This is a genomic window from Streptomyces sp. SCSIO ZS0520 (assembly GCF_025643355.1).
Classification (GTDB): Bacteria; Actinomycetota; Actinomycetes; order Streptomycetales; family Streptomycetaceae; genus Streptomyces; species Streptomyces physcomitrii.
The window spans coordinates 7,611,795-7,634,032 of the sequence record NZ_CP092644.1 but is presented as its reverse complement, the minus strand read 5'-3'; the positions used below and the strand labels follow the sequence as shown (position 1 = coordinate 7,634,032).

General features: G+C 74.3%; 20 protein-coding genes. 12 read left to right on the top strand and 8 right to left on the bottom strand.

From position 1 onward, the window contains the following. Nucleotides 1-64 precede the first annotated feature (64 nt). From MID12_RS31330 to MID12_RS31310, 5 genes are all read right to left on the bottom strand, one after another. Nucleotides 65-2,677, bottom strand: a complete 2,613-nt coding sequence (locus MID12_RS31330; RefSeq protein ID WP_263172535.1) for an ATP-dependent Clp protease ATP-binding subunit — start codon at nucleotides 2,675-2,677, stop codon at nucleotides 65-67. Between the two features lie 28 nt (nucleotides 2,678-2,705). Continuing rightward, nucleotides 2,706-4,172 carry a glutamate decarboxylase gene (locus MID12_RS31325; RefSeq protein ID WP_263172533.1) on the bottom strand — a complete coding sequence of 489 codons (1,467 nt, stop codon included), beginning with the start codon at nucleotides 4,170-4,172 and terminating at the stop codon, nucleotides 2,706-2,708. 107 nt (nucleotides 4,173-4,279) lie between these two features. After that, complete coding sequence (locus tag MID12_RS31320) at nucleotides 4,280-5,233, bottom strand: Dyp-type peroxidase (RefSeq protein ID WP_263173573.1); 954 nt, start codon at nucleotides 5,231-5,233, stop codon at nucleotides 4,280-4,282. 148 nt (nucleotides 5,234-5,381) lie between these two features. Then, a complete protein-coding gene (locus MID12_RS31315) occupies nucleotides 5,382-6,014 on the bottom strand; it encodes a DUF1345 domain-containing protein (RefSeq protein ID WP_263172531.1) in 633 nt (210 codons plus the stop codon). A gap of 417 nt (nucleotides 6,015-6,431) precedes the next feature. Further along, a complete protein-coding gene (locus MID12_RS31310; RefSeq protein WP_263172529.1) occupies nucleotides 6,432-7,946 on the bottom strand; it encodes a hypothetical protein in 1,515 nt (504 codons plus the stop codon). Between the two features lie 242 nt (nucleotides 7,947-8,188). Here MID12_RS31310 and MID12_RS31305 point away from each other — a divergent pair, with 242 nt between their 5' ends. The 3 genes from MID12_RS31305 to MID12_RS31295 all read left to right on the top strand — a co-directional run bounded on the left by MID12_RS31305 (nucleotide 8,189) and on the right by MID12_RS31295 (nucleotide 10,384). Next, a complete protein-coding gene (locus MID12_RS31305; protein ID WP_263172528.1) occupies nucleotides 8,189-8,695 on the top strand; it encodes a hypothetical protein in 507 nt (168 codons plus the stop codon). A 161-nt stretch (nucleotides 8,696-8,856) separates the two neighbouring features. Next, complete coding sequence (locus MID12_RS31300; RefSeq protein WP_263173569.1) at nucleotides 8,857-9,144, top strand: tetratricopeptide repeat protein; 288 nt, start codon at nucleotides 8,857-8,859, stop codon at nucleotides 9,142-9,144. An 85-nt stretch (nucleotides 9,145-9,229) separates the two neighbouring features. Continuing rightward, a complete protein-coding gene (locus MID12_RS31295) occupies nucleotides 9,230-10,384 on the top strand; it encodes a methyltransferase (RefSeq protein ID WP_263172527.1) in 1,155 nt (384 codons plus the stop codon). Between the two features lie 51 nt (nucleotides 10,385-10,435). Here MID12_RS31295 and MID12_RS31290 read toward each other — a convergent pair whose 3' ends face one another. After that, complete coding sequence (locus MID12_RS31290; RefSeq protein ID WP_078845532.1) at nucleotides 10,436-11,920, bottom strand: dihydrolipoyl dehydrogenase family protein; 1,485 nt, start codon at nucleotides 11,918-11,920, stop codon at nucleotides 10,436-10,438. A gap of 138 nt (nucleotides 11,921-12,058) precedes the next feature. Between MID12_RS31290 and trxA the strand changes: the two genes are divergently transcribed. After that, complete coding sequence (gene trxA, locus MID12_RS31285) at nucleotides 12,059-12,457, top strand: thioredoxin (protein WP_040255613.1); 399 nt, start codon at nucleotides 12,059-12,061, stop codon at nucleotides 12,455-12,457. 144 nt (nucleotides 12,458-12,601) lie between these two features. On the opposite strand, the gene MID12_RS31280 is transcribed toward trxA, so the two are convergent. Next, complete coding sequence (locus MID12_RS31280) at nucleotides 12,602-13,663, bottom strand: LacI family DNA-binding transcriptional regulator (protein ID WP_263172524.1); 1,062 nt, start codon at nucleotides 13,661-13,663, stop codon at nucleotides 12,602-12,604. A 239-nt stretch (nucleotides 13,664-13,902) separates the two neighbouring features. On the opposite strand from MID12_RS31280, the gene MID12_RS31275 reads away from it, so the two are divergent. The 6 genes from MID12_RS31275 (at nucleotide 13,903) to MID12_RS31250 (ending at nucleotide 19,576) form a co-directional block, all read left to right on the top strand. Beyond that, a complete protein-coding gene (locus tag MID12_RS31275) occupies nucleotides 13,903-14,367 on the top strand; it encodes a type II toxin-antitoxin system PemK/MazF family toxin (protein ID WP_263172522.1) in 465 nt (154 codons plus the stop codon). A 468-nt stretch (nucleotides 14,368-14,835) separates the two neighbouring features. Further along, complete coding sequence (gene egtA, locus MID12_RS31270) at nucleotides 14,836-16,116, top strand: ergothioneine biosynthesis glutamate--cysteine ligase EgtA (protein ID WP_040255609.1); 1,281 nt, start codon at nucleotides 14,836-14,838, stop codon at nucleotides 16,114-16,116. Continuing rightward, complete coding sequence (egtB, locus tag MID12_RS31265; protein WP_263172519.1) at nucleotides 16,113-17,501, top strand: ergothioneine biosynthesis protein EgtB; 1,389 nt, start codon at nucleotides 16,113-16,115, stop codon at nucleotides 17,499-17,501. The genes egtA and egtB overlap by 4 nt, the downstream gene beginning before the upstream one ends. Further along, nucleotides 17,501-18,256, top strand: a complete 756-nt coding sequence (gene egtC, locus MID12_RS31260) for an ergothioneine biosynthesis protein EgtC (RefSeq protein WP_040255605.1) — start codon at nucleotides 17,501-17,503, stop codon at nucleotides 18,254-18,256. Before egtB ends, egtC begins: the two co-directional genes overlap by 1 nt. Then, nucleotides 18,253-19,215, top strand: coding sequence for an L-histidine N(alpha)-methyltransferase (gene egtD, locus MID12_RS31255; protein WP_040255603.1), 963 nt, complete (start codon nucleotides 18,253-18,255; stop codon nucleotides 19,213-19,215). Before egtC ends, egtD begins: the two co-directional genes overlap by 4 nt. 145 nt (nucleotides 19,216-19,360) lie before the next feature. Then, nucleotides 19,361-19,576 (top strand): dodecin, encoded by a 216-nt coding sequence (locus tag MID12_RS31250; protein WP_040255601.1) that lies wholly within the window; start codon nucleotides 19,361-19,363, stop codon nucleotides 19,574-19,576. A gap of 45 nt (nucleotides 19,577-19,621) precedes the next feature. On the opposite strand, the gene MID12_RS31245 is transcribed toward MID12_RS31250, so the two are convergent. Then, nucleotides 19,622-20,110, bottom strand: a complete 489-nt coding sequence (locus tag MID12_RS31245; RefSeq protein WP_263172517.1) for a hypothetical protein — start codon at nucleotides 20,108-20,110, stop codon at nucleotides 19,622-19,624. Between the two features lie 98 nt (nucleotides 20,111-20,208). Here MID12_RS31245 and MID12_RS31240 point away from each other — a divergent pair, with 98 nt between their 5' ends. After that, nucleotides 20,209-21,231 carry an LLM class flavin-dependent oxidoreductase gene (locus tag MID12_RS31240; RefSeq protein WP_263172516.1) on the top strand — a complete coding sequence of 341 codons (1,023 nt, stop codon included), beginning with the start codon at nucleotides 20,209-20,211 and terminating at the stop codon, nucleotides 21,229-21,231. 84 nt (nucleotides 21,232-21,315) lie between these two features. Beyond that, the gene (locus MID12_RS31235; RefSeq protein ID WP_168538994.1) at nucleotides 21,316-22,230 is read left to right on the top strand and encodes a LysR family transcriptional regulator; all 915 of its coding nucleotides are present in this window, start codon (nucleotides 21,316-21,318) and stop codon (nucleotides 22,228-22,230) included. The last annotated feature ends 8 nt before the right edge of the window (nucleotides 22,231-22,238 follow it).

The window sequence follows — 22,238 nt, the reverse complement described above, 5'->3', positions numbered from 1 at the left end:
CCGTCCTCCTCCGGTACGCCCCGCGCCGCTCGGCCGGGGCGCCCGCTGCCTCAGGACTTCTGCCTCAGGACTTCGCGTCCGGGTCCGTTCCGGGGGCTTCCTTCCCGGCCTTCGGGGCCTTCGGGTCCTTCTCGGCCACCGGCTTCGCCCGCGCCGGCTTCTCCTCCTTCGGGGCCGCGTCCTGCCCGTGCGGGTGCGCGCCGTTGCTGCTCACCGTGCAGTGCAGCGAGTTGTCCCGTACGTCGGCGACGATGGTGTCGCCGGGCTCCGCCTCGCCGCCGAGCAGGAGGGAGGCGAGCCGGTTGTCGAGTTCGGTCTGGATGGTGCGCCGCAGCGGGCGGGCGCCGAACGCCGGCTGGTGGCCGTGGGCGATCAACAGCTTCTTGGCGGCCTCGGTGACGTCCAGCTCGATGCCCTGGGCGTGCACCCGGTGCTCGCTCTGGTCGAGGAGGTGGTCGACGATCTCGCCGAGGTCCTCCTCGGTGAGGCTGTGGAAGAGGATGATGTCGTCGATGCGGTTGAGGAACTCGGGCAGGAAGCGGCCCCGCAGGTCCTCCATCAGCTCGTCCTTGATCTCGGACACATCCCCTTCGTGCGCGATGATGCGCTGCGCCCCGATGTTCGAGGTCATGATCACCACGCAGTGCCGGAAGTCGACGGTACGGCCCTGGGCGTCGGTGAGGCGGCCGTCGTCGAGGAGCTGGAGCAGCGCGTTGAAGACGTCCGGGTGCGCCTTCTCCACCTCGTCGAAGAGGACCACGCTGTACGGCTGCCTGCGGACCTTCTCGGTGAGCTGGCCGGCCTCCTCGTAGCCGACGTATCCGGGAGGGGCGCCGACGAGCCGGGCGACGGTGTGCTTCTCCTGGAACTCGCTCATGTCGAAGCGGATCATGCGGTCCTCGTCGCCGAACAGCAACTCCGCGAGCGTCTTGGCCAGTTCGGTCTTGCCGACGCCGGTCGGGCCGAGGAAGAGGAAGGAGCCCACCGGGCGGTCCGGGTCGCCCATGCCCGCCCTATTGCGGCGTACGGCCTGCGAGACGGCGGTGACCGCCTCGTCCTGGCCGACGATCCGGGAGTGCATCTCCTCCTCCAGGCGCAGCAGCTTCTCCTTCTCGCCGGCGGTGAGCTGGGAGACCGGGATGCCGGTGCGGCGGGAGACCACGTCCGCGATGTCCTCGGCGGTGACGGAGACGACACCCGCCCGGCGCTCCTCCACGCCCGCGAGCTCGCCCTCCGCCTCGGCGATCTCCCGCTTCAGCTGCCCGGCCCGGTCGAAGTCCTCGGCGGCGACGGCCTGGTCCTGCTCGCGGCGCAGCCGGGCGAGGCGGTCCTCGCGGCTGACCACCTCGGTGGAGCGGCTCGCGCTGCGCAGCCGCACCCGGGCACCCGCCTGGTCCATCACGTCGATCGCCTTGTCGGGCAGGAAGCGGTCGCTGATGTAGCGGTCGGACAGCTCGGCGGCGGAGGCGAGGGCGCCGTCGGCGAAGCGGACCTGGTGGTGCGCCTCGTAGGCGTCGCGCAGCCCTTCCAGGATCTGCACGGTCTCCTCGACGGTGGGTTCGGGGACCAGGACGGGCTGGAAGCGGCGTTCCAGAGCGGCGTCCTTCTCGATGTGCCTGCGGTACTCGTCGATGGTGGTCGCGCCCACCACGTGCAGTTCCCCGCGCGCGAGGGCGGGCTTGAGCATGTTGCCCGCGTCCATCGAGCCCTCGCCGGTGGCGCCCGCGCCGACCACGGTGTGCAGTTCGTCGATGAAGAGGACGATGTCCCCGCGGGCGTTCTGCACCTCCTCGATGACCTTCTTCAGCCGCTCCTCGAACTGCCCCCGGTACTGGGCACCCGCCACCATCCCGGACAGGTCGAGCGCGACCACCCGCTTGTCCTTGAGGGTGTCGGGGACCTCGCCCGCCACGATGCGCTGGGCGAGCCCCTCCACGATCGCGGTCTTGCCGACCCCGGGCTCGCCGATCAGCACCGGGTTGTTCTTGGAGCGCCGGGAGAGGACCTCGACGGTCTGCTCGATCTCCTCGGCCCGCCCGACCACCGGGTCGAGCTTCCCGGCCTTCGCCTCCTCGGTCAGGTCCCGGCCGAACTCGTCCAGGGTGGTGGCGGGTTGCTTGGCCTCGCCGGGTGCTGAGTCGGCGCGCGCGGCCTGCTCGGTGAGACCGGCCAGCTTGCGTACGTCCTGGCCCTCCGCGCCGAGCAGCCGGGCGGCGCCGGTGTCGGTGTCGTCGAGGAGGGCGCCGAGGATGTGCTCGGGGCCGATGTAGGAGACCCCGGCCGCCTGGGAACGGGCGTAGGCGGCGGCGAGGACGCGCTTGGCCGCCGGGGTGAGGTCGGGCTGCGCGGAGGGCTCGCCGGACTCGCGGGGCAGCACCTCGGCGATCCGCGCGGCGAGGGTGTCCGGGTCGGCGCCCGCCTGGGCGAGGAGGGCGCGGGCCGGGTCGACCTTGGTGGCCGCCCACAGCAGGTGCTCGGTGTCCAGGTCGGAGGTGCCGTCCTCCAGGGCCCGCCGGGCGGCGAGGTTGAGCAGCTCGTGCGAGGACTCGGTGAGCAGCCGTCCGATGGGCACCCGCTGCACGGCGGGCGGCGAGGAGGCCGGCGAGGTGCCGAAGAACCGGTTCAGCAGGTCGCTGAAGGGATCGGACGAGCCGAGACCGAAGGAAGACATCGACATGGCAGCTCCTGGTGCGGCGAGGGGTCCTTCAACCGAAACGCGGGGCGGACGGCTCCGCAAGCGGAGGCGGTACGGCCTCCTCGCAGTGGTGGAAGGGGGTCTCCGCGCCCCGGTCGCGGACCAGGGGCCGGGGCTGCTCGCGCAGCTCGGGCAGCACCCGGTCGAGGTCGTCGAGGAGCAGCGCCGCGAGGTCGGAGGTGAAGCCGTTGCGGCACACCACCCGGCAGACCGCGAGGTCCTCCCGGTGCGCGGGGAAGGTGTAGGCGGGCACCAGCCAGCCCGCCTCGCGCAGCCGCCGGGACACGTCGAAGACGTCGTAGGCGCGGATGTCCGGCGCGGTGGTGAAGGCGAAGACCGGCAGCTCCTCGCCCCGGGTGAGCAGGCGGAAGTCGCCGAGGGCGCCGATCCGCCCGGCGAGCCCGCGGGCGACGTCCCGGGTGGCCTGCTGGACGGCGCGGTAGCCCTCGCGGCCGAGCCTGAGGAACATGTAGTACTGCGCGGCGACCTGGGCGCCGGGGCGGGAGAAGTTGAGGGCGAAGGTCGGCATGTCGCCGCCGAGGTAGTTGACGCGGAAGACCAGCTCCTCGGGCAGCGCCTCGGCGTCCCGCCACAGGGCCCAGCCGACTCCCGGGTAGACGAGTCCGTATTTGTGACCGGAGGTGTTGACGGAGGCGACCCGCGGCAGCCGGAAGTCCCACAGCAGCTCCTGGTCGAGGAAGGGCGCGATCATCGCGCCGGAGGCGCCGTCGACGTGCACGGGGATGTCGAGGCCGGTGCGTTCCTGGAGTTCGTCCAGGGCGGTGCACAGCTCGGCGATCGGCTCGTAGGAGCCGTCGAAGGTGGAGCCGAGGATGCCGACGACACCGATGGTGTTCTCGTCGCACAGCTCGGCGGCGGCCCGGGGGTCGAGGTGGAACCGCTCGCCCTCCATGGGGACCTGGCGGGCCTCCACCTCCCAGTAGGCGCAGAACTTGTCCCAGCACACCTGGACGTTGACGCCCATCACCAGATTGGGCCGGGCGCCCGGGTAGCGGTCGGCGTTGCGCAGCGCCCAGCGCCGCTTGAGCGCCATCCCGGCCAGCATGCAGGCCTCGCTGGAGCCGGTGGTCGAGCAGCCCACCGCGGCCGAGGGGTCGGGGGCGTGCCACAGGTCGGCGAGCATGGCCACGCAGCGGCGCTCCAGTTCGGCGGTGCGCGGGTACTCGTCCTTGTCGATCATGTTCTTGTCCCGGCAGTCGGCCATCACCAGCCCGGCCTCCGGCTCCATCCAGGTGGTGACGAAGGTGGCCAGGTTCAGCCGCGCGTTGCCGTCCAGCATGAGTTCGTCGTGCACCAGCTGGTACGCGGTGGCGGGCGCGAGGGGCGCCTCGGGCAGGCGGTTCTCGGGCGGGGACTCGGTCATCGCGGCGGCCGGATTCGCCGCGCCGTGCAGGGGGTTGACGGCCAGCTCGGGCTGGACGCGGCTCGCGGGGGTTCCGTGCGAGAGAGGTGCCATGGCGGGCTCCCTGATCCGGCCCGACCCGAAGGAAGGGCCCTAGGTACGCGGGGCCTGGGTGATCGGGGCGGGCTCGCGGTGCGGATTGCCGGTGCTCTCGGGCGTGGTCATGATCGGTCTCCTCCGGGGCTGCCGGGCGCGGCCGGGAGGTCGTCGAGGAAGTCCGCGGTCGGTACGTGGAAGAGGCAGCCGGTGATCGCGGTCGAGAAGTCGAGGATGCGGTCGTGCGGGGCCCGGCCCTCGCCGAGGAACATGTTCCGCAGCATCTGCTCGGTCACGTCCGGGGTGCGCGCGTAGCCGATGAAGTACGTGCCGAACTCGCCCTCGCCGACCGTGCCGAAGGGCATGTTCTCGCGGACGATCTTGCGTTCCTCGCCGTCCTCGCCGGTGATCGTGTTGAGCGCCACATGGGAGTCGGCGGGCTTGGCCTCGTCGGGGAGTTCGACGTTGGCGGCCTTGGTCCGGCCGATGACCCTCGCCTGCTCGTCGTCGGGCAGGGTCTGCCAGGCGGGCAGGTCGTGCAGGTACTTCTGCACGGTCACATAGCTGCCGCCGCGGAAGTCCGGGTCCTCCTCGCCGATGAACACCGCCTCGTGGGCGAGCCGGCCCTGCGGGTTCTCGCTGCCGTCCACGAAGCCGAGCAGGTCGCGCTCGTCGAAGTAGCGGAAGGCGTGCACCTCGTCGACGACGGTGACCGCGCCGCGCAGGCGCTCCGTGAGCAGCCGGGCCAGCTCGAAGCAGAGGTCCGTCCGGCGGGCCCGCAGATGGAAGAGGAGATCGCCGGGGGTGGACGGGGCGCGGTGGCGTTCGCCGGTCAGCTCCACGAAGGGGTGCAGCCCGCGCGGGCGGGGCCCGGTGAAGAGCCGGTCCCAGACCGCCGAGCCGATGCCGATCACGCAGGTGAGCAGATCCTCGGGCGCGCGGTAGGCGACCGAGCGGCGCAGGCCCGAGACATCCTCCAGGAGGCCGCGGACCGTGTCCTCGTGTCCCGGGGTGACCGTGGCCACCAGGAAGATCGCGGCCCCGGCCGGGGGCACCACCACGGCCTGCGACTCCACCACGGGATCACCCTTCCCGGAGCGCTCGGCCCCGTCCTGCGTCCGCGGGTGCTCGGCGAGCACCCTCCCTCCATCCTGCTGCGTCCCGTGGCGGACCGCGCGGGAAGCGGGAAGACGGCCCGGCCCGGTGTGAGGCGCCGCGCTCGCGGGGTCAGCCGCTGACGATGCCCACCACCAGGTTGATGGCGGTGGCGAGAATGCTGGTGCCGAAGACGTACGAGAGCAGGCAGTGCCGGAGCGCTATGGCGCGGACGACCGGGCTGGAGACATCGGTGTCGGAGACCTGGTAGGTCATCCCGAGGTTGTAGCTGAAGTAGAAGAAGTCCCGGTAGGCGGGCGGCTGCTGGGAGTTGAAGTCGATCCCGCCCCCGTCGCGGCAGTACACGTAGGCGTAGCGGGTGGCGTACATCAGGTGCATCGCGGCCCAGGCCATGAAGACCCCGCCCAGCGCCACCGCGGCCGCGGCGTGGCTGTCGTCGGCCTTGTCCCGCAGGAGCAGCAGCACGATGCCGACCAGACCGCAGAGCGCGGCCGCAACCACGGTGAGTTCCTCGACGAGCGGGCGGAAGTCCTCCCGGTGGGCGTTGTGGCGGGTGGCCTCGGCGTCCATCGGCCAGAGCACCGCCCAGCCCGCCACGACGAAGACCAGTTCCGTCGCGGCCGCACCGGCCAGCACGCCGAGCGAGGGCTCGGCAAGGAGTCCGACGACGAGGCCGACGACCGCGCCGAGCACCACCGAACCGGCGAGCCGGGGCACGGCGTCCAGCGGCAACCAGGTGCGCATAACACCTCCAGCGTAGTGCCGTCGGCACGGACCGTCCTGGTGAGCAGACCCGTGCGGACCCGCCCGGGCAGCGGCCCGAACGGGCGCCGCGGGGACGGAGACGGCGCAGTTCCCCGACGGGTCGATGGCTCCAGGACGGCGCCCGGGAGGACCGGCCCGTCAAAGAGACCGGGGCATACGGGCGGCTGCGGACCAGGGGCAGCAGAGGGTACGGAGGTATCCACAGGCCATGCCGACTCTGCGGGGATTCGCGCCCTGGCCGCCTGCGTCGCGGCCGCCGCCGGGGCAGACCGCGCGCCGACCCGGGAGCCCGGGCCGCCGCCCCAGACCCAGGTGCAACCGGCGGTGGAGGAGGTAGCGAGAACCTGCGCCCTGAGCACTCCCCCACCGCCCCGCGGGAGGTCTCTCAGCGCCTGCTCATCGGGTGATCAGCGTCATCATGGCCGAGCGCACCTGCGCCTTGGAGGCCTTGACGTTCACATCCGCGGGCGGGCCGATATCGGTCGGACGGGGCAGGAAGGTCTCGTACTTGAGGACCTGGGGGCAGCTCTCGCCGCTGATCTGCAGCTTCCGCTCGGCCACCAGCTTCCCGGTGCGCAGCTCGTACACCTTCGCCGGAACCGCGATCTTGTGGAAGGTGACGTCCGTGGAGCCGCTGAGCGCGAGCTTGCTCTCGTACGGGCAGGTCCGGACCGGTGTCCCCTCGGCCTCCTCGTCCACGCAGACCACGAGGGCGGCCTTGGTGGGGTCCTCGACCCGCCACTTCGCGGCGATCCTGCCGGTGTACTCGTCGTTGCCGTAGAAGAGCGCGCGATTGGCCCCCTTGCGGTAGGCGGGGGCGCCGCTGTACTTCGCGGGCCTGGTGCAGTACGTGGGCTGGACGTCGGTGGAGTAGCCCTCCAAGAGGCTTCTGACGTGGGCCAGTTCGATGGCGAGCGTGGCCTTCCTGGACCGCTCGCGGGCCTCGCCGGTGCGCTGGTCCCCGGGGTACTGGCTGAGCAGCTGCTCGTAGCGCTCGCGCGCGGTCTTCCAGTGGTCGTCGGCCATCAGCGCGTTGCCGCAGCCGAGGAGCGCCGCGGGGGCGGTGCGCGCGGCCGTGCCCGCGGACCGGTCCAGCGGCCCGCGGGCCTGCTTGCGTTCCCGGAGCCAGTCGGTGACGGTGACGGTACGGCAGGGCTCCTCGGTGGGCAGCCCGTCGAGGAAGCCGTCGAGGACCGTCTCGACCGTACGGTCCTGGCCCGGCTCCCCGAGCACCGAGGCGAGGCGCCGGAAGCCCGCGTCCAGGGCGTCCGTGTCGCCGGTGAGCCCCTTGGCCAGGCTGGTCCTGGCCCTGCCCAACTCCTCGCAGGCGTCGGCGAGTTCGTCACCGCGGGCGGTCGACGGGGCGTCCGCCAGGCGGTGGCCGGACCACACCCGCTCCTCGGCCGCCAACACCCCGGCGCAGTCCCCGCGTTCCCGTGCCTGGTTCGCGCTCCGGTCGATCCGGTGGGCGTCGTAGCGCAGCAGTCCCGCGCCGAGCAGCACCACCAACGAGAGGCCGAGCGCGGCCAGTTGGGGACCTCTACCCGGCATCCGGCCGGTGGCGCGGCCCGCGAGCCACCACCCGTGCGCGAGCCCCGCCGCCCACCACCCGAGCAGCAGGGCCTCGCACCACGGCCGGGCGACCGAGGCCGTCAGGCAGACGAGGACGAGGGAGCCGGCCGCCGCGCCGAGCGCGAGCCTGCGCCGCGCGAGCAGCAGATAGCCGAGGCCCAGTAGGGAGGCGTTGCCCAGGGCGATCAGCAGCCGGTCCAGGGGAGTTGACGGTCGGGGACCCCGGACCGTCGGGGCCTGCGCCGGTGGTGGCACCGGAGCCTGCGGCGGCTTCGGTGGCTGTGCCGACGGGCCCTCCGGCGTCGGCTCGGGCGGTACGGGGTGCGTCCGCTCGTCCATCCTGATCTCCCCCTGTCACGAGACGCGTGCGCGCGGTGCCACATTGTGCGGGCCCGGCCCGGGACCGGTCCCGGCATGTGCGACGGCAGCGGACCGGTGGCAGGCGGAACCCCCTCCCCCGGGACCCCTCCCGAGCCCGCCCCGTACAACAGCCTTGTGCAAACAGCCGGTTGACTGCCGCATGGCACCACCGGCCGCCTGCCGCGCGGCGGGCACGGCAGGACGAGAGCGAGGAGTGGGCGATGGGCGCGTACGGGTACCGGAGCACGGGAGCGGCGGTGGCCTCGGTGTCACTGGGGTTGGTGCTGGCCCTCGCGGGCTGCGGAGGGGAGGACGAGGCGGACGGCGCCGCACGGGGGTCGGCGCCGTCCACCGCCGAGAAGCGGGCCACGCCGTCGAAGACGCCCGCCCGGAAGCCCTCCCCGTCCGCCTCTCCCACGGCGAAGCCCTCGCCCACCGGCACCTCCGCCGCGGACGGCACCGATGTCGGCGCCTGCTACGACGGGCGGTGCGAGATCGCCGTCTCCGAGCCCACCGAGATCGCCCTCGACGGGCGCTTCGAGATCGCGGACTTCTCCATCGCGCGGGTCACCTCCTCCTCGGTGATCGTCGAGGGCACCGGCCGCGGCGGCACGTTCATGCAGACCCAGGTGGGCGCGGGCGGCACCGGGGGCCTCAACGGCCTCGGCTTCCGGGTGAAGTCCCTCGCCAAGGGGACGGCGGTGCTCGCCTTCTTCCCGGAGAAGTAGCCGGACCGCCCGTGCGGTGGCGCCCGGCACCCGGCCGGGAATGCCGGTGCCACCGCCCGCGTTGACAGCGGCCGAAGGAGGTACCTGTGAACGTGCAGCGGCAGGACGACAGCACCTACTACACCCACGGGACATCGGCGGAGCGCTGGTCGCGGGCGCGGATGTACTTCGACGCCAAGGAGTTCGCCCCGGCCGCGCGCGTCCTCGTGGACCTCGTCGCGGAGGAGCCCGGCCGCCAGGACACCCGGCTCCTGCTCGCCCGCGCCTACTACCACTCCGCCCAGCTCTCCCGTGCCGAACGGGAACTGCGCGTACTGGTGGAGGGCGATCCGGTGGAGCAGTACGCCCGGCTGATGCTGGGCCGCACGCTCCAGCGCCAGGGCCGCGACGAGGAGGCGGTCCCGCATCTGCGCCTGGCGGCGGCGCTCGGGGGCGAGTTCCCCGGGTGAGCGCGGCCCGCTGAGGTGGCGGCGGGGGGAGCGGGGGCGGACGGCCGCCGCTCCCCCCTCGCCGCTCGGCTAGCCTGGTCGCACGATGAACGACCCTTTCCCGACGCCCTGGGGCGAGCTGACACTCCACCGTTTTCCCGACGATCCGCGGGAGCGGTTCCGCGCCTGGGACGCCGCCGACGCCTATCTGCTGCGGCACCTCGCCGAGCAGGGGCCGAAGGCGGCCCGGCCGGTCGTGGTCGGCGACCGCTGGGGTGCGCTGACCACCGCGCTCGCGGACCGCGGGCCGGTGCTGATCACCGACTCCTATCTGGCACGGGAGGCGACCCGGGCCAACCTCGCCGCGGCGGGCCACGCCCCGGACACCGCCACCCTGCTCACCTCCCGGGAGGCGCCGCCCGACCGGATCGACCTGCTCCTGGTCCGGGTGCCGAAGTCGCTGGCCTTCCTGGAGGACCAGCTGCACCGGCTCGCCCCGTCGGTGCACGAGGGGACCACCGTCCTCGCCACGGGCATGGTGAAGGAGATCCACACCTCCACCCTGCGGCTCTTCGAGCAGATCCTCGGCCCGACGACGACCTCCCTGGCCGAGCGCAAGGCGCGGCTCGTCTTCTGCGCCCCGCGCCCCGGGGGCGAGCGGGACGAGGCCCCCGCCAACCCCTGGCCGCACCGCTACGCGCTGCCCCCGGACACCGGCGTGCTCGCCGGCCGGACGGTCACCAACCACGCCGGGGTCTTCTGCGCCAGCCACCTCGACATCGGCACCCGCTTCTTCCTCCAGCACCTGCCGACCGGGCTCGGCACCGCCGAGGTCGCCGACCTCGGCTGCGGCAACGGGGTCGTCGGCACCGCGCTGGCGCTCGCCGAACCCGGCGCCCGGCTGCACTTCACCGACGAGTCGTACCAGGCGCTCGCCTCGGCGGAGGCCACCTTCCGCGAGAACCTCGGGGCGGACCGCGCGGCCGAGTTCCGGGTCGGCGACGGGCTCGCGGACTTCCCGCCGGGCTCCCTGGACCTCGTCCTGTGCAATCCCCCCTTCCACAGCCACCAGGCGACCACCGACACCACGGCCTGGCGGATGTTCACCGGCGCCCGCCGCGCGCTGCGCCCGGGCGGCGAGCTGTGGGTCGTCGGCAACCGCCATCTCGGCTACCACGCCAAGCTCCGGCGCCTGTTCGGCGGCAGCCAACTGGTCGCGAGCGCACCGAAGTTCGTGGTGCTGCGGGCGGCCAAGCGCTGAGCCGCCCCGCGCGGCCGCGCCTCTCGGCGGCGGTACGTCAGCCGCCGTACGTCAGCCCCGGTACGTCTCCAGGAGGCGCAGCCACACCTCGCTGATCGTCGGATACGCGGGCACGGCGTGCCACAGGCGCTCGACCGGGATCTCCCCGGCGACCGCGAGGGTGGCCGACTGCAGGAGTTCGCCGACGCCGGGGCCGACGAAGGTGACGCCGAGCAGCACCTCGCGGTCCAGGTCGACGAGCATCCGGGCCTTCCCGCGGTAGCCGTCGACGAAGAGGGCGGCCCCGGCGACCCCGGACAGGTCGTAGTCCACCGCGCGCACCCGATGGCCCGCCGCCTCGGCCTCGGCGAGGGTGGGGCCGACCGCGGCCACCTCCGGGTCGGTGAAGACGACCTGCGGTACGGCCCGGTGGTCGGCGGTCGCCGCGTGGGCGCCCCAGGGGTCGCTCTCCAGGAGGGGGACGCCCTGGGCGCGGGCGGCGAGGGCGGCGCCCGCGATCCGGGCCTGGTACTTGCCCTGATGGGTGAGGAGCGCCCGGTGGTTGACGTCGCCGACCGCGTACAGCCAGTCGAAACCGTGCACCCGGCAGCTGTCGTCCACGTCGAGCCAGCCGCCCGGTTCGAGGCCGACCGTCTCCAGGCCGAGGTCCTCGGTGCGCGGGGCGCGGCCGGTCGCGAAGAGGACCTCCTCGGCCTGGACGCTCCCGCCGTCGTCGAGCCCGAGGGTGACGGTGCCGCCCTCCCGGTGCACGGAGGTGACCGAGACCCCGAGGCGCACCTCGGCCCCGGCGCCGCGCAGTGCCTCGGCGACGAGCTCGCCCGCGAAGGGCTCCATCCGCGGCAGCAGCCCCTGGTCCCGGGCGAGCAGGGTCACCCGGGAGCCGAGCGCCTGCCAGGCGGTGGCCATCTCCACGCCGACCACCCCGCCGCCGACCACCGCGAGCCGGGGCGGCACCGACTCGGCGCTGGTCGCCTCGCGGCTGGTCCAGGGCCGTGCCCCGTCCATGCCGGGCAGCTCGGGCAGCACGGCCCGGCTGCCGGTGCAGACGGCGACGGCGTGCCGGGCGGTCAGGGTGCGCCGGGCGCCGTCCGGGGCGGTGACGGTGACCCGCCGGGTGCCGTCGAGCCGGCCCTGCCCCCGGTAGAGGCGGGCCCCGATGCCGTCCAGCCACTGGACCTGGCCGTCGTCCTTCCACTGGGAGGCGAAGGCGTCCCGGTGGGCGAGCACCGCCTCGGCGTCGAGCGGCCCCTCGACCTGCCCCCGCACCCCGGGCACCCGGCGGGCGTCGGCCTGGGTGATCACCGGCCGCAGCAGCGCCTTGCTGGGCATGCACGCCCAGTAGGAGCACTCGCCGCCGACGAGTTCGCTCTCCACCACCGCCACGCTCAGCCCCGCCGCCCGCGCGCGTTCGGCGAAGTTCTCGCCCACCGGCCCGGCGCCGAGCACCACCACGTCGTACTCGCTGGTCCCGCCGTCCGTCCCGCCGGTCCTGCCGCTCTGCTCGCCTGTCCCACCGGTGTTCGCGCTTGACGTCATGACGCCAGTCTGGACCGAGGTGTGCGCGGGGGCCACACGGGTACGCGCGCGGAATACGTGGCGAACAGGCACCGTTGTGCGCAGCGGAAGCCGGTACGAATCGATCCGCCGCCATCCGATATCCGATGAGGGGACACCATGACCAGCACAGTGGAACTCACCAAGGAGAACTTCGACCAGACGGTCACGGACAACGCCTTCGTCCTGATCGACTTCTGGGCCTCCTGGTGCGGTCCGTGCCGCCAGTTCGCCCCCGTCTACGAGAAGGCCGCCGAGTCCAACCCGGACCTGGTCTTCGGCAAGATCGACACGGAGGCCCAGCCGGAGCTGGCCCAGGCCTTCAACATCCAGTCGATCCCGACCCTGATGATCGTCCGCGACCAGGTGGCCGTGTTCGCGCAGCCCGGCGCCCTCCCGGAGTCCGCCCTGGTGGACGTGATCGGGCAGGCCCGGAATCTCGACATGGACGAGGTACGCAAGTCGATCGCGGAGGCGGAGGCCGCCCAGCAGGCGGGCGGCGCCGAGTCCGGGGCCTGAGCCCCGGCGGAGAAGAGCGACCGGCAGCGGGCGCGCCCTCGGGGTGCGCCCGCTGCCGCGCGTTCCGCGCCTGCCCTCAGCGCCGCGCCCGCCCGTCCGTGCGGTGCGCGCCGTACGCGCCGTGCCTGGCCTGCCGTACGGTCCTCAGCTCGACTCGCGTGCGACCAGCGTGACGCCGAGCAGATCGCGCACGGTCGGGGAGGCCCCCGGATGGCGCACCGTGCGGTCGACCAGTTCGGCCAGCTCCTGGGCCGAGGGCAGGTCCATCCGCACCGTGGTCAGGCGCGGGCGCAGCAGCCTGCCGAGCATGAGGTCGTCGACGCCGACCACCGCGGTGTCCGCGGGCACCCGGATACCCCGGTCCTGGAGGGCCGCCATCAGGAGCATCGCGTACTCGTCGCTGTAGGCGAAGACGCCGTCCACGCCCCGCTCGGGCCAGTCCGCGGCGAGCCGGGCCGCCGCCGTCTCCTCGTAGGCCAGGGGCAGTTCGGTGACCTCGGCGCCCGCCCGGGCGGCCGCGGCCCTGACCCCGGCAAGCCGGGCGCGCGCGTACACGGCGAGGGCGGGCTGCTCCGGCATGACGACCCCGAGGCGTCGGCGGCCGCGGGCGAGCAGGTGCTCCGCGGCGCAGCGCCCGACCTCGCCGTGGTCGGTGAGCAGGGCGTGCGCGCCCTCCACCGGGCAGGGTCCGACGGTGATCACCGCGCGGGCGCCGGAGCGCTTGAGGACGGCGACCCCGGCGGGCCCCAGCTCGTGGATGCCGGGCGCCACCACGGCCACCGGCCGCAGCTCCGCCCAGGCGAGGGCGGCCTCGTCGCCCGTGAGACCGGCGCTGCCGTACTGCACCACGGTGTAGTCCAGGCGGCTCAGCGCCCACTGGAGGTCGTGGAAGAAGCGGTGGTAGAGGGTGCCGACCGGGGCGGTCGGCGCGGGCATCAGGACCATCCGGCTCTGCCCGGCGCGCAGGCTGCGGGCGGCGGCGTGCGGGACGTAGCCGAGCTCCTCGGCGGCCTCGCGCACCCGGCGGCGGGTGGGTTCGCTGATGCGCACCGCGGTGGCGTTGTTCAGCACATAGGAGACCGTGGCCCGGGAGACTCCGGCGCGGCGGGCGACATCGGCGCTGGTCGGCACCGCGCCCGTGGACCGCTGCCGAGGGACGCGCGGCGGCGCGCCCTGCGTCTCGGGTTCCTCCGGAATATGCCTCATGACCTGTGCATCCTGTCACGCGGGGCGGTGCGGCGAACCGGCGGATACGGGGCGGCCGTTGGGCGGTGGGGGCCGCTGACGTGGCCGTACGCGCGGCGGGCGCCGGAGGAGTGGGGAGCGCACCCCGGCGCGGAACGGGGTTGTACGCGCCCGGCGCGAGGGCGCCCTCCGGGGTCCGCGCGCCGGAGTGGGCGACCCCGCGCACGGGCCGGGCGCGCGCCTTCTCTAACGTTGCCGCCGTGACAGCCCACACCGAACCACCCCGCGGCGGGGCACCCGCCGGTCCCGGCCGCTCCGGTCCCACCGCCACCACCCAGGCGGACCCCGCGCGGGTGGGCCGGGTGCGCACCGAGTACGCGCCGGCGCACGACGGCGACCCCGACCCCGGGGAGATCGTCTGGACCTGGGTGCCCTACGAGGAGAACGACGGGCGCGGCAAGGACCGGCCGGTCCTGGTGGTGGCCCGGGAGGCGGGCAGCACCCTGCTCGCCGTCCAGCTCTCCAGCAAGCGGCACGCGAACGACCGGGAGTGGGTGCCGATCGGCAGCGGCCCCTGGGACAGCGCGGGCCGCGACTCCTGGGTCGACCTCGACCGGGTGCTGCGGGTGCACGAGAAGGGCATGCGGCGCGAGGCCTGCGCCCTGGACCGCGGCCGCTTCTCCCTGGTGGTGAACCGGCTGCGCGAGCGCTACAGCTGGCGCTGAGGCACCCCGCGCCCGCCCCCTGACGGCGCTCCCCCGCTCCCCCGCTCCCCCGCGCTCCCGGCGCACCCCGGGCGCTCACACGCCCGTACACGCCCGAGCGCGCACCGGTGCGCCGCCGTGCACGCTGCCCTCCTCCGCGGGCCCGCGCACGATCCCGCGCCCGGGCCCGCGCACGCACGGTCGCCCTCCAGCGCGACACCGCGCGCGCTCTCGGCGAGAATGTCCCTTGTCTGCACCACCAGGGGGCGGTGCCGGTCTCCGGCGCCGCCCCCGCCGCGATCCCGGGCATACCCCGGGCGATCCCGGGAAACGGGAGAGCGCGAGGGTCCGGGCACGCGAGGCCGCCACGACGGGAAGCTTTCGCCCGGCTTGGGCACTCTTGTGGGATCCGCCGAGAAGGTTTTGGCTGTACGGGTGGGCGCCACCGTGCCCGCCTTTGCGCCGAACGGAGATCAGGAGAACCCTGGGATGTCCGAAGGAGAATGTACGAGTTCCGACACGGGAGTCTCCGTGGCGGACGTGGACGACATCGTCCACGGCATCTGCTTCAAGACCGGCCCGCCCCGCACCGTGGGTGTCGAGGTCGAATGGCTGCTGCACGACCCCGCCCGGCCGCATGAGCCGCTGACGGCCGAGCGCCTGGAACAGACCTGCCGCGCACTGCGCGCCCTGCCCCTCAGCTCCCCGCTGACCGTCGAGCCCGGCGGCCAGCTGGAACTCTCCTCCCTGCCCGCCCCCGCCCTGATGGACTGCGTGGACGCCGTCACGGCGGATCTGAACCTGCTGCGCACGGCGCTCGCCCCCCGGGGCCTCGCGCTCACCGGGCACGGCACCAACCCCTGGTGCGAGCCCACGCGGCTGCTGCGCGAACCGCGCTACGACGCGATGGAGGCCTACCTCGACCGGGCCGGTCCCGCCGGTCGCGGCATGATGTGCGCCTCGGCCTCGGTGCAGGTCTGCCTCGACGCCGGATACGAGGAGCCGGGACCCCTCGGCCACTCCCGGCGCTGGCTGCTCGCCCACTTCCTCGGCCCCGTCCTGGTGGCGGCCTTCGCCAACTCCCCGCTCCTCGCGGGCCGGCTCACCGGCTGGCGGTCCACCCGGCAGTCCTTCTGGGCGGGCATCGAACCGGGCCGCAGCGCCGCTCCCGCGCTGGACGAGGACCCGCGCACGGCCTGGTCGCGCCGGGTCCTGGACGCGCCCGTGATGTGCCTGCGCGAGGAGTCCGGGCCCTGGCCGGTGCCAAAGGGGCTCACCTTCCGCGACTGGGCCGAGGGCGCCGGGCCCCGAAGACCGACCCGGGCCGATCTGGAGTACCACCTGACCACCCTCTTCCCACCGGTGCGCCCGCGCGGGCACCTGGAGCTGCGCATGATCGACGCGCAGCCGGGCGAGGACGGCTGGGTGGTGCCCTTCGCGGTGACCACGGCCCTCTTCGACGACGCGGCCGCCGCGGAGACGGCCTACCGCACCGTCAAATCGCTCGCCGAACGCTGCGGGGACGGCCCCGCCCCGCACAACGCGCTGTGGGAGACCGCCGCCCGCGAGGCCCTGCGCGACCCGGAGCTGCACGAGGCCGCGCTGCGCGTCTTCCGGGCCGCCCTGGAGGCGCTGCCGCGGATCGGGGCGAGCGAGCGGGTGCTGCGGGCGGTGGGCGAGTTCACCGAGCGCTATGTCTCGGCGGGCCGCTGCCCCGCCGACGATCTGATCGACAGTTTCACCGTGCACGGGAAGGACCTTCCGCGATGACCGGCCGCGACCGTACCGACGAGACCACCGCGACCGCCCCGGTCGCCGCGGCAGAGGCCGCCGCACCGCCGCCCGAGGTACTGCGCGAGCGCGCGCTCGCCGCGCTGCTGCGGGCCCGGGAGCGGACCTCGCTGCTGACCGACTGCGTGGACGAGCGCGAACTCACCGCCCAGCACTCGCCGTTGATGTCCCCGCTGGTCTGGGACCTCGCCCATATCGGCAACCAGGAGGAGCAGTGGCTGCTGCGCGCCGTCGGCGGCCACGACCCGATCCACCCGGAGATCGACCCGCTGTACGACGCCTTCGAGCACCCGCGCGCCGAGCGGCCCTCGCTGCCGCTGCTTCCGCCCGCCGAGGCGCGGCGCTACGCCGCCGAGGTGCGCGGCCGGGCCCTGGACGTACTGGAGCGCTCCGCCTTCCGCGGGACGCCCCTGACCGACGCGGGCTTCGCCTTCGGCATGATCGCCCAGCACGAACAGCAGCACGACGAGACGATGCTGATCACCCATCAGCTCCGCAAGGGCGAGGCCGCGCTGACCGCCCCCGACCCGGCGCCGCCGCCCGAGGAGCCGGAGCGGCCCGGTGAAGTCCTCGTCCCCGCGGGCGAGTTCACCATGGGCACCTCCACCGAACCCTGGGCGCTGGACAACGAACGCCCGGCGCACCGCGTGTCCACCGGCGCCTACTACCTCGACACCGCCCCGGTCACGAACGGCGCCTACCTCCGCTTCCTGGAGAGCGGCGGCTACGAGGACCCCTGCTGGTGGCACCCCGAGGGCCTGCTGCACCTGCGCAGGCAGCAGATCACCGCCCCGCTGTTCTGGCGCCGCGAGGGCGGCCGGTGGCTGCGCCGCCGCTTCGGGGTCACCGAGGAGGTACCGCCGAACGAGCCGGTCCTGCACGTGAGTTGGTACGAGGCCGATGCCTACGCGCGCTGGGCGGGGCGGCGGCTGCCGACCGAGCGGGAGTGGGAGAAGGCGGCCCGCCACGACCCGGCGACCGGCCGCTCCACCCGCTTCCCCTGGGGCGACGCCGAACCGACCGCCGAACACGCCAACCTGGGCCAACGCCATCTGCGCCCGGCACCGGCGGGCAGCTACCCGAAGGGCCAGTCACCGCTGGGCGTACGGCAGTTGATCGGCGATGTCTGGGAGTGGACGTCGAGCGGCTTCGACCCCTACCCGGGCTTCGCGGCCTTCCCCTACCGGGAGTACTCGGAGGTCTTCTTCGGCCCCGAGTACAAGGTGCTGCGCGGCGGTTCCTTCGCCGTGGACGCGGTGGCCTGCCGGGGCACCTTCCGCAACTGGGACTATCCCGTGCGGCGCCAGATCTTCTCCGGCTTCCGTACCGCCAGGGACGCCGCCCCCGGGGAGGGGATCGCCTGATGTGCCGTCACCTCGCCTATCTGGGACCGCCGTTGCCCTTCGGCGACCTGCTGCTCGCGCCGCCGCACGCGCTGTACCGGCAGTCCTGGGCCCCCCGCCACCAGCGGCACGGCACCGTCAACGCCGATGGTTTCGGGGTGGGTTGGTACGCCGAGGGCGACCCGGCACCGGCCCGCTACCGGCGCGCGGTCCCGATCTGGGCCGACCTGTCCTTCACGGACCTGGCCCGGGTGGTGCGCACCGGCGCCCTGCTCGCCGCGGTCCGCGACGCCACCGAGGCGGGCGCCGACGGGGAGGCCGCGGCCGCCCCCTTCGCGGCGGACCGCTGGCTGTTCAGCCACAACGGCGCGGTCACCGGCTGGCCGGACTCCCTGGCGCCGCTCGGCGCCGGGCTGCCCCCGGCCGCGCTGCTCCGCCTGGAGGCGCGCTGCGACTCCGCCCTCGTCTGGGCACTGCTGCTCGGGCGGCTGCGCGCGGGCGAGGAGCTGGGCGAGGCCATGGCCGCGACCGTACGGGAGGTGGCCGAGGCGGCGCCGGGCTCCCGGCTGAACCTCCTGGTCACCGACGGCGAGCGGATCGCCGCCACCGCCTGGGGCGACAGCCTCTACGTCCTCGCCCGCCCCGGCGGCGGCACGGTCGCCGCCTCCGAGCCCTATGACGAGGATCCCCGCTGGCAGCAGGTGCCGGACCGGACCCTGCTCCTCGCGGAGCGCGGCGAAGTCCTGCTGACCCCACTCAAGGAGCCGTCCGCGTGAGCCCCTTCCATCTCACCCGCACCCTGCCCGAGGACGCGACCGGCGCCGCCCTGCGCGCCGACGTCCGGCACGGACTGACCCGTACCCCCAAGACCCTGCCGCCCAAGTGGTTCTACGACGCCCGGGGCAGCGAACTCTTCGAGGAGATCACGCGCCTGGACGAGTACTACCCGACCCGCGCCGAGGCGGAGATCCTGCGGGACCGCGCCGGGGAGATCGCCGCCGCGGCCGGGGCGCGCACCCTGGTGGAGCTGGGCTCGGGCTCCTCCGAGAAGACCCGGCACCTCCTGGAGGAGATGGCGGGGCTGCGCGCCTATGTACCGGTCGACGTCAGCGCGAGCGCGCTGAGCCAGGCCGGGCGGGCGCTGGCCGAGGAGCATCCCGGCCTCGATGTGCACGGACTGATCGCCGACTTCACCGGGGCGCTCACCCTGCCGGACACCCCGGGACCCCGGCTGCTCGCCTTCCTCGGCGGCACCCTCGGGAACCTGCTCCCGGCGGAACGTTCCGCCTTCCTCGCCTCGGCACGCGCCCTGCTCGCACCGGGCGACGCGCTGCTGCTCGGCACCGACCTGGTGAAGGAGGAGGCGGTCCTGGTCGCGGCGTACGACGACGCGGCGGGCGTGACCGCGCGGTTCAACAAGAACGTCCTGCTGGTCGTCAACCGCGAACTCGGCGCGGGCTTCGACCCGGACGACTTCGCGCACGTGGCCCGGTGGAACCGCGAGCAGGAGTGGATCGAGATGCGCCTGCGGGCGCTGCGCCCGCTCAGCGTGAAGGTGCCCGCCCTCGACCTGGTGGTGGACTTCGCCGCCGGGGAGGAGCTGCGGACCGAGGTCTCGGCGAAGTTCCGCGAGGAGGGACTGCGCGCGGAGCTGGCCGCCGCCGGGTTCGCCACCACCCACTGGTGGACGGATGCCGCGGGCCGCTTCGCGCTCTCGCTCGGCGTGGCCCGCTGAGGAGCGGCCCCGGCCCGCCCGCCGCCGCCTCGCGGACGGCGGCGGGCTGGGGCACCGTGGAGTGGTGTCCGCCGGTCCCCGCCGCACCTGATGCCGGGGACCGCAGGGCACCGCCCGAACCCCCGCACCACGAAGGAGTGGACGCATGTCCGACCACACGTACCGGGTCACCGAGATCGTCGGGTCCTCCGAGGAGAGCTGCGACGACGCCATCCGCAACGCGGTGCGCCGGGCCTCGCAGACCCTGCGCAACCTGGACTGGTTCGAGGTCACCCAGGTCCGCGGCCACATCGAGGACGGCGAGATCAAGCACTACCAGGTGGGCGTCAAGGTCGGCTTCCGCCTGGAGGAGGGCAGCTGACGTCCCCGCGCGGGGCGGGCAGGCGCCGGGCGGCGGGGGCAGGGCTCAGGTCCGCCCCTGCCGTTCCTGGGCGTCCCTGAGTTCCGGGGCGGGCGCGGCCCAGTCGGCGCGCACCACCCGGAAGCCCGCCCGCTGGGCCTCCAGGCAGACGAGGAGGTCGTCGTCGACCAGCATCCGGATCTCGCGGTCGCGGGCGATGGCGGTGAGGAGCTGCAGCTTGGTGCGGCGGGCCGGGCGCCGGTCGTCGTCGCGCCGCATCCAGATCCGCCCCGCGGGCAGCCCCTGCCGGGCGAGCCAGTCCTCGGTGTCGGCCCGGCAGCGCTCCGGCCGGCCGGTGAGGTACTGGATCTCGCACTCCTCGGCCGTCGCCCGCAGCAGGGCGAGGCCCTCGGCCAGCGGAGGGTCCTCGGGCGCGGCGGCGAAGAAGGCGTCCCAGTCGCGCGGCCTGCGCTCCAGGTGGTGCTGGCGGTGGGCGGTGTCGGCGAGGGTGCCGTCCAGGTCGAACAGGGCGAGGGGTTGCCGGGCGTGCGTCACGCCGAGCAGCGTACGTCGCGGGGGACCGCGTGGGGCCCGGCCCCCGGCGGCAGCGGTCCGGCCGGGAATCCTGAGGCACCCCGGGTGTTGAGAACAGTGTGAGCACCTCCCTGACCTCCACCCGGTTCTCCGTCCTCGACCGCTCCCGGATCCGGGCGGGCCGGTCCCCGGCCGAGGCCCTGCGGGAGACGGTGGACTTCGCCCGGCTGGCGGAGGAGCTGGGCTACCACCGCTTCTGGGTGGCCGAGCACCACGGCGTCCCCGGGGTGGCGGGCTCGGCACCCACCGTGCTCGCGGCGGCGATCGCCTCGGCTACCCGCCGGATCCGGGTGGGCACCGGCGGCGTGATGCTGCCCAATCACCAACCCCTCGTGGTGGCCGAGCAGTTCGGCGTCCTGGAGTCGCTCTTCCCGGGCCGGATCGACATGGGCCTCGGGCGCTCGGTGGGCTTCACGGACGGCGTGCGGCGGGCGCTCGGGCGCGGCAAGGACGAGGCGGAGGACTTCGCCGGGCAGCTCGCGGAACTCCTCGGCTGGTTCGGCGGCGGCTCCCCCACCGGGGTGCGGGCGCGCCCCGGCGAGGGCATGGACGTCCCCGCCTTCGTCCTCGCCACCGGCGCCGGGGCGCTGACCGCGGCCGAGGCCGGACTGCCCCTGGTCATCGGGGACTTCAAGGGCCGCGAGCGGCTCTTGGCGGCCGTCGAGCGCTACCGCGGCGCCTTCCGGCCCTCGGCGCGGCACCCCGAGCCGTACGTCATGGTGGCGGGCACCGTCGCCGTCGCCGCCACCACCGAGGAGGCCCGCCGGCTGCTCCTCCCCGAGGCCTGGGCCGCCGCCCACGCGCGCACCCGGGGCTCCTTCCCGCCCCTGTCCCCCGCCGCGGAGATCGACGGGCTGAGGATGACCGCCAAGGAGCGCGAACTCTACGAGTCGGGGCTGCGCGGCCAGCTGTACGGCACCGAGGAGGAGGTCGCGGAGCAGCTGGAGGTCCTGCTGAAGGAGACCGGCGCCCAGGAGGTCCTGGTGACCACGAGCACGTACGACCGCGCGGAGCTGCGCGCCTCGTACCGGAGGCTGGCCCGGGTGGCGGGCCTCGGGAAAGCGGCGGTGGACCCCGTCTGAACAGGGGCGGACCCTCGTATCAACCCAGGGCATCGAGAAGCGCTTGGCGATAGGCAGCCGCTATACCGGCACTATGCTGGCGGTATGCAATTCCAGCAACTCTCCTATTTCGTCGCGGTCGCCGAGGAGCGGCACTTCACGCGGGCGGCGGAAGTGGTGCACGTGGCGCAGCCCTCGCTCTCCCAGCAGATCCGCGCCCTGGAGCGGGAGCTGGGCGCGGACCTCTTCCAGCGGGCCCGCGGCAACATCACCCTCACCGACGCGGGCGAGGCCCTGCTCCCGCTGGCCCGGCGGATCCTCGCCGACGCGGACACCGCCCGGCACGAGGTCCAGGAGCTGGCCCAGCTGCGGCGCGGCCGGGTGCGCCTCGGCGCGACCCCGAGCCTGTGCACCGGCCTGCTCCCCGGCGTGCTGCGCGCCTTCCACGACCGCTTCCGCGGGGTGCAGCTGCTCATCGAGGAGGGCGGATCGCACGACCTGGTACGGAAGTTGGCGCGCGGGGCGCTGGACCTGGCCCTGGTGGTGCTGCCGCTGCCGACCCCCTCCCCCGCGCTCACCACCATCGAGGTGCTCAACGAGGACCTGGTGGTGGTCTCCGCCCCGGATTCGCCGCCGCCCGGGGACCGCGGGCGCCGGGTGCACATCAGCGACCTGGAGCGCGAGCCCCTGGTGATGTTCCGGCACGGCTACGACCTGCGGGAGCTGACCGTCGCCGCCTGCCGGGCCGAGGGCTTCGAGCCCCGGTTCGCGGTGGAGGGCGGCGAGATGGACGCCGTCCTCGGTTTCGTCCGGGCCGGGCTCGGGGTGGCGGTGGTGCCGCGCATGGTGGCGATGCGCGGGGACCTGCGGCTGCGCGTGACCCCGCTCGCCCGCCCCGGCCTCCGGCGCACCATCGCCCTCGCGCACCGCAGCGATGTGGCACCGCCGCGCGCCGCCCGGGAGTTCCAGCAGATGGTGCTGGCCCAGGCGCCGGTGCTCGCGGCGAAGAAGCCGGACTGAGCCGCCTC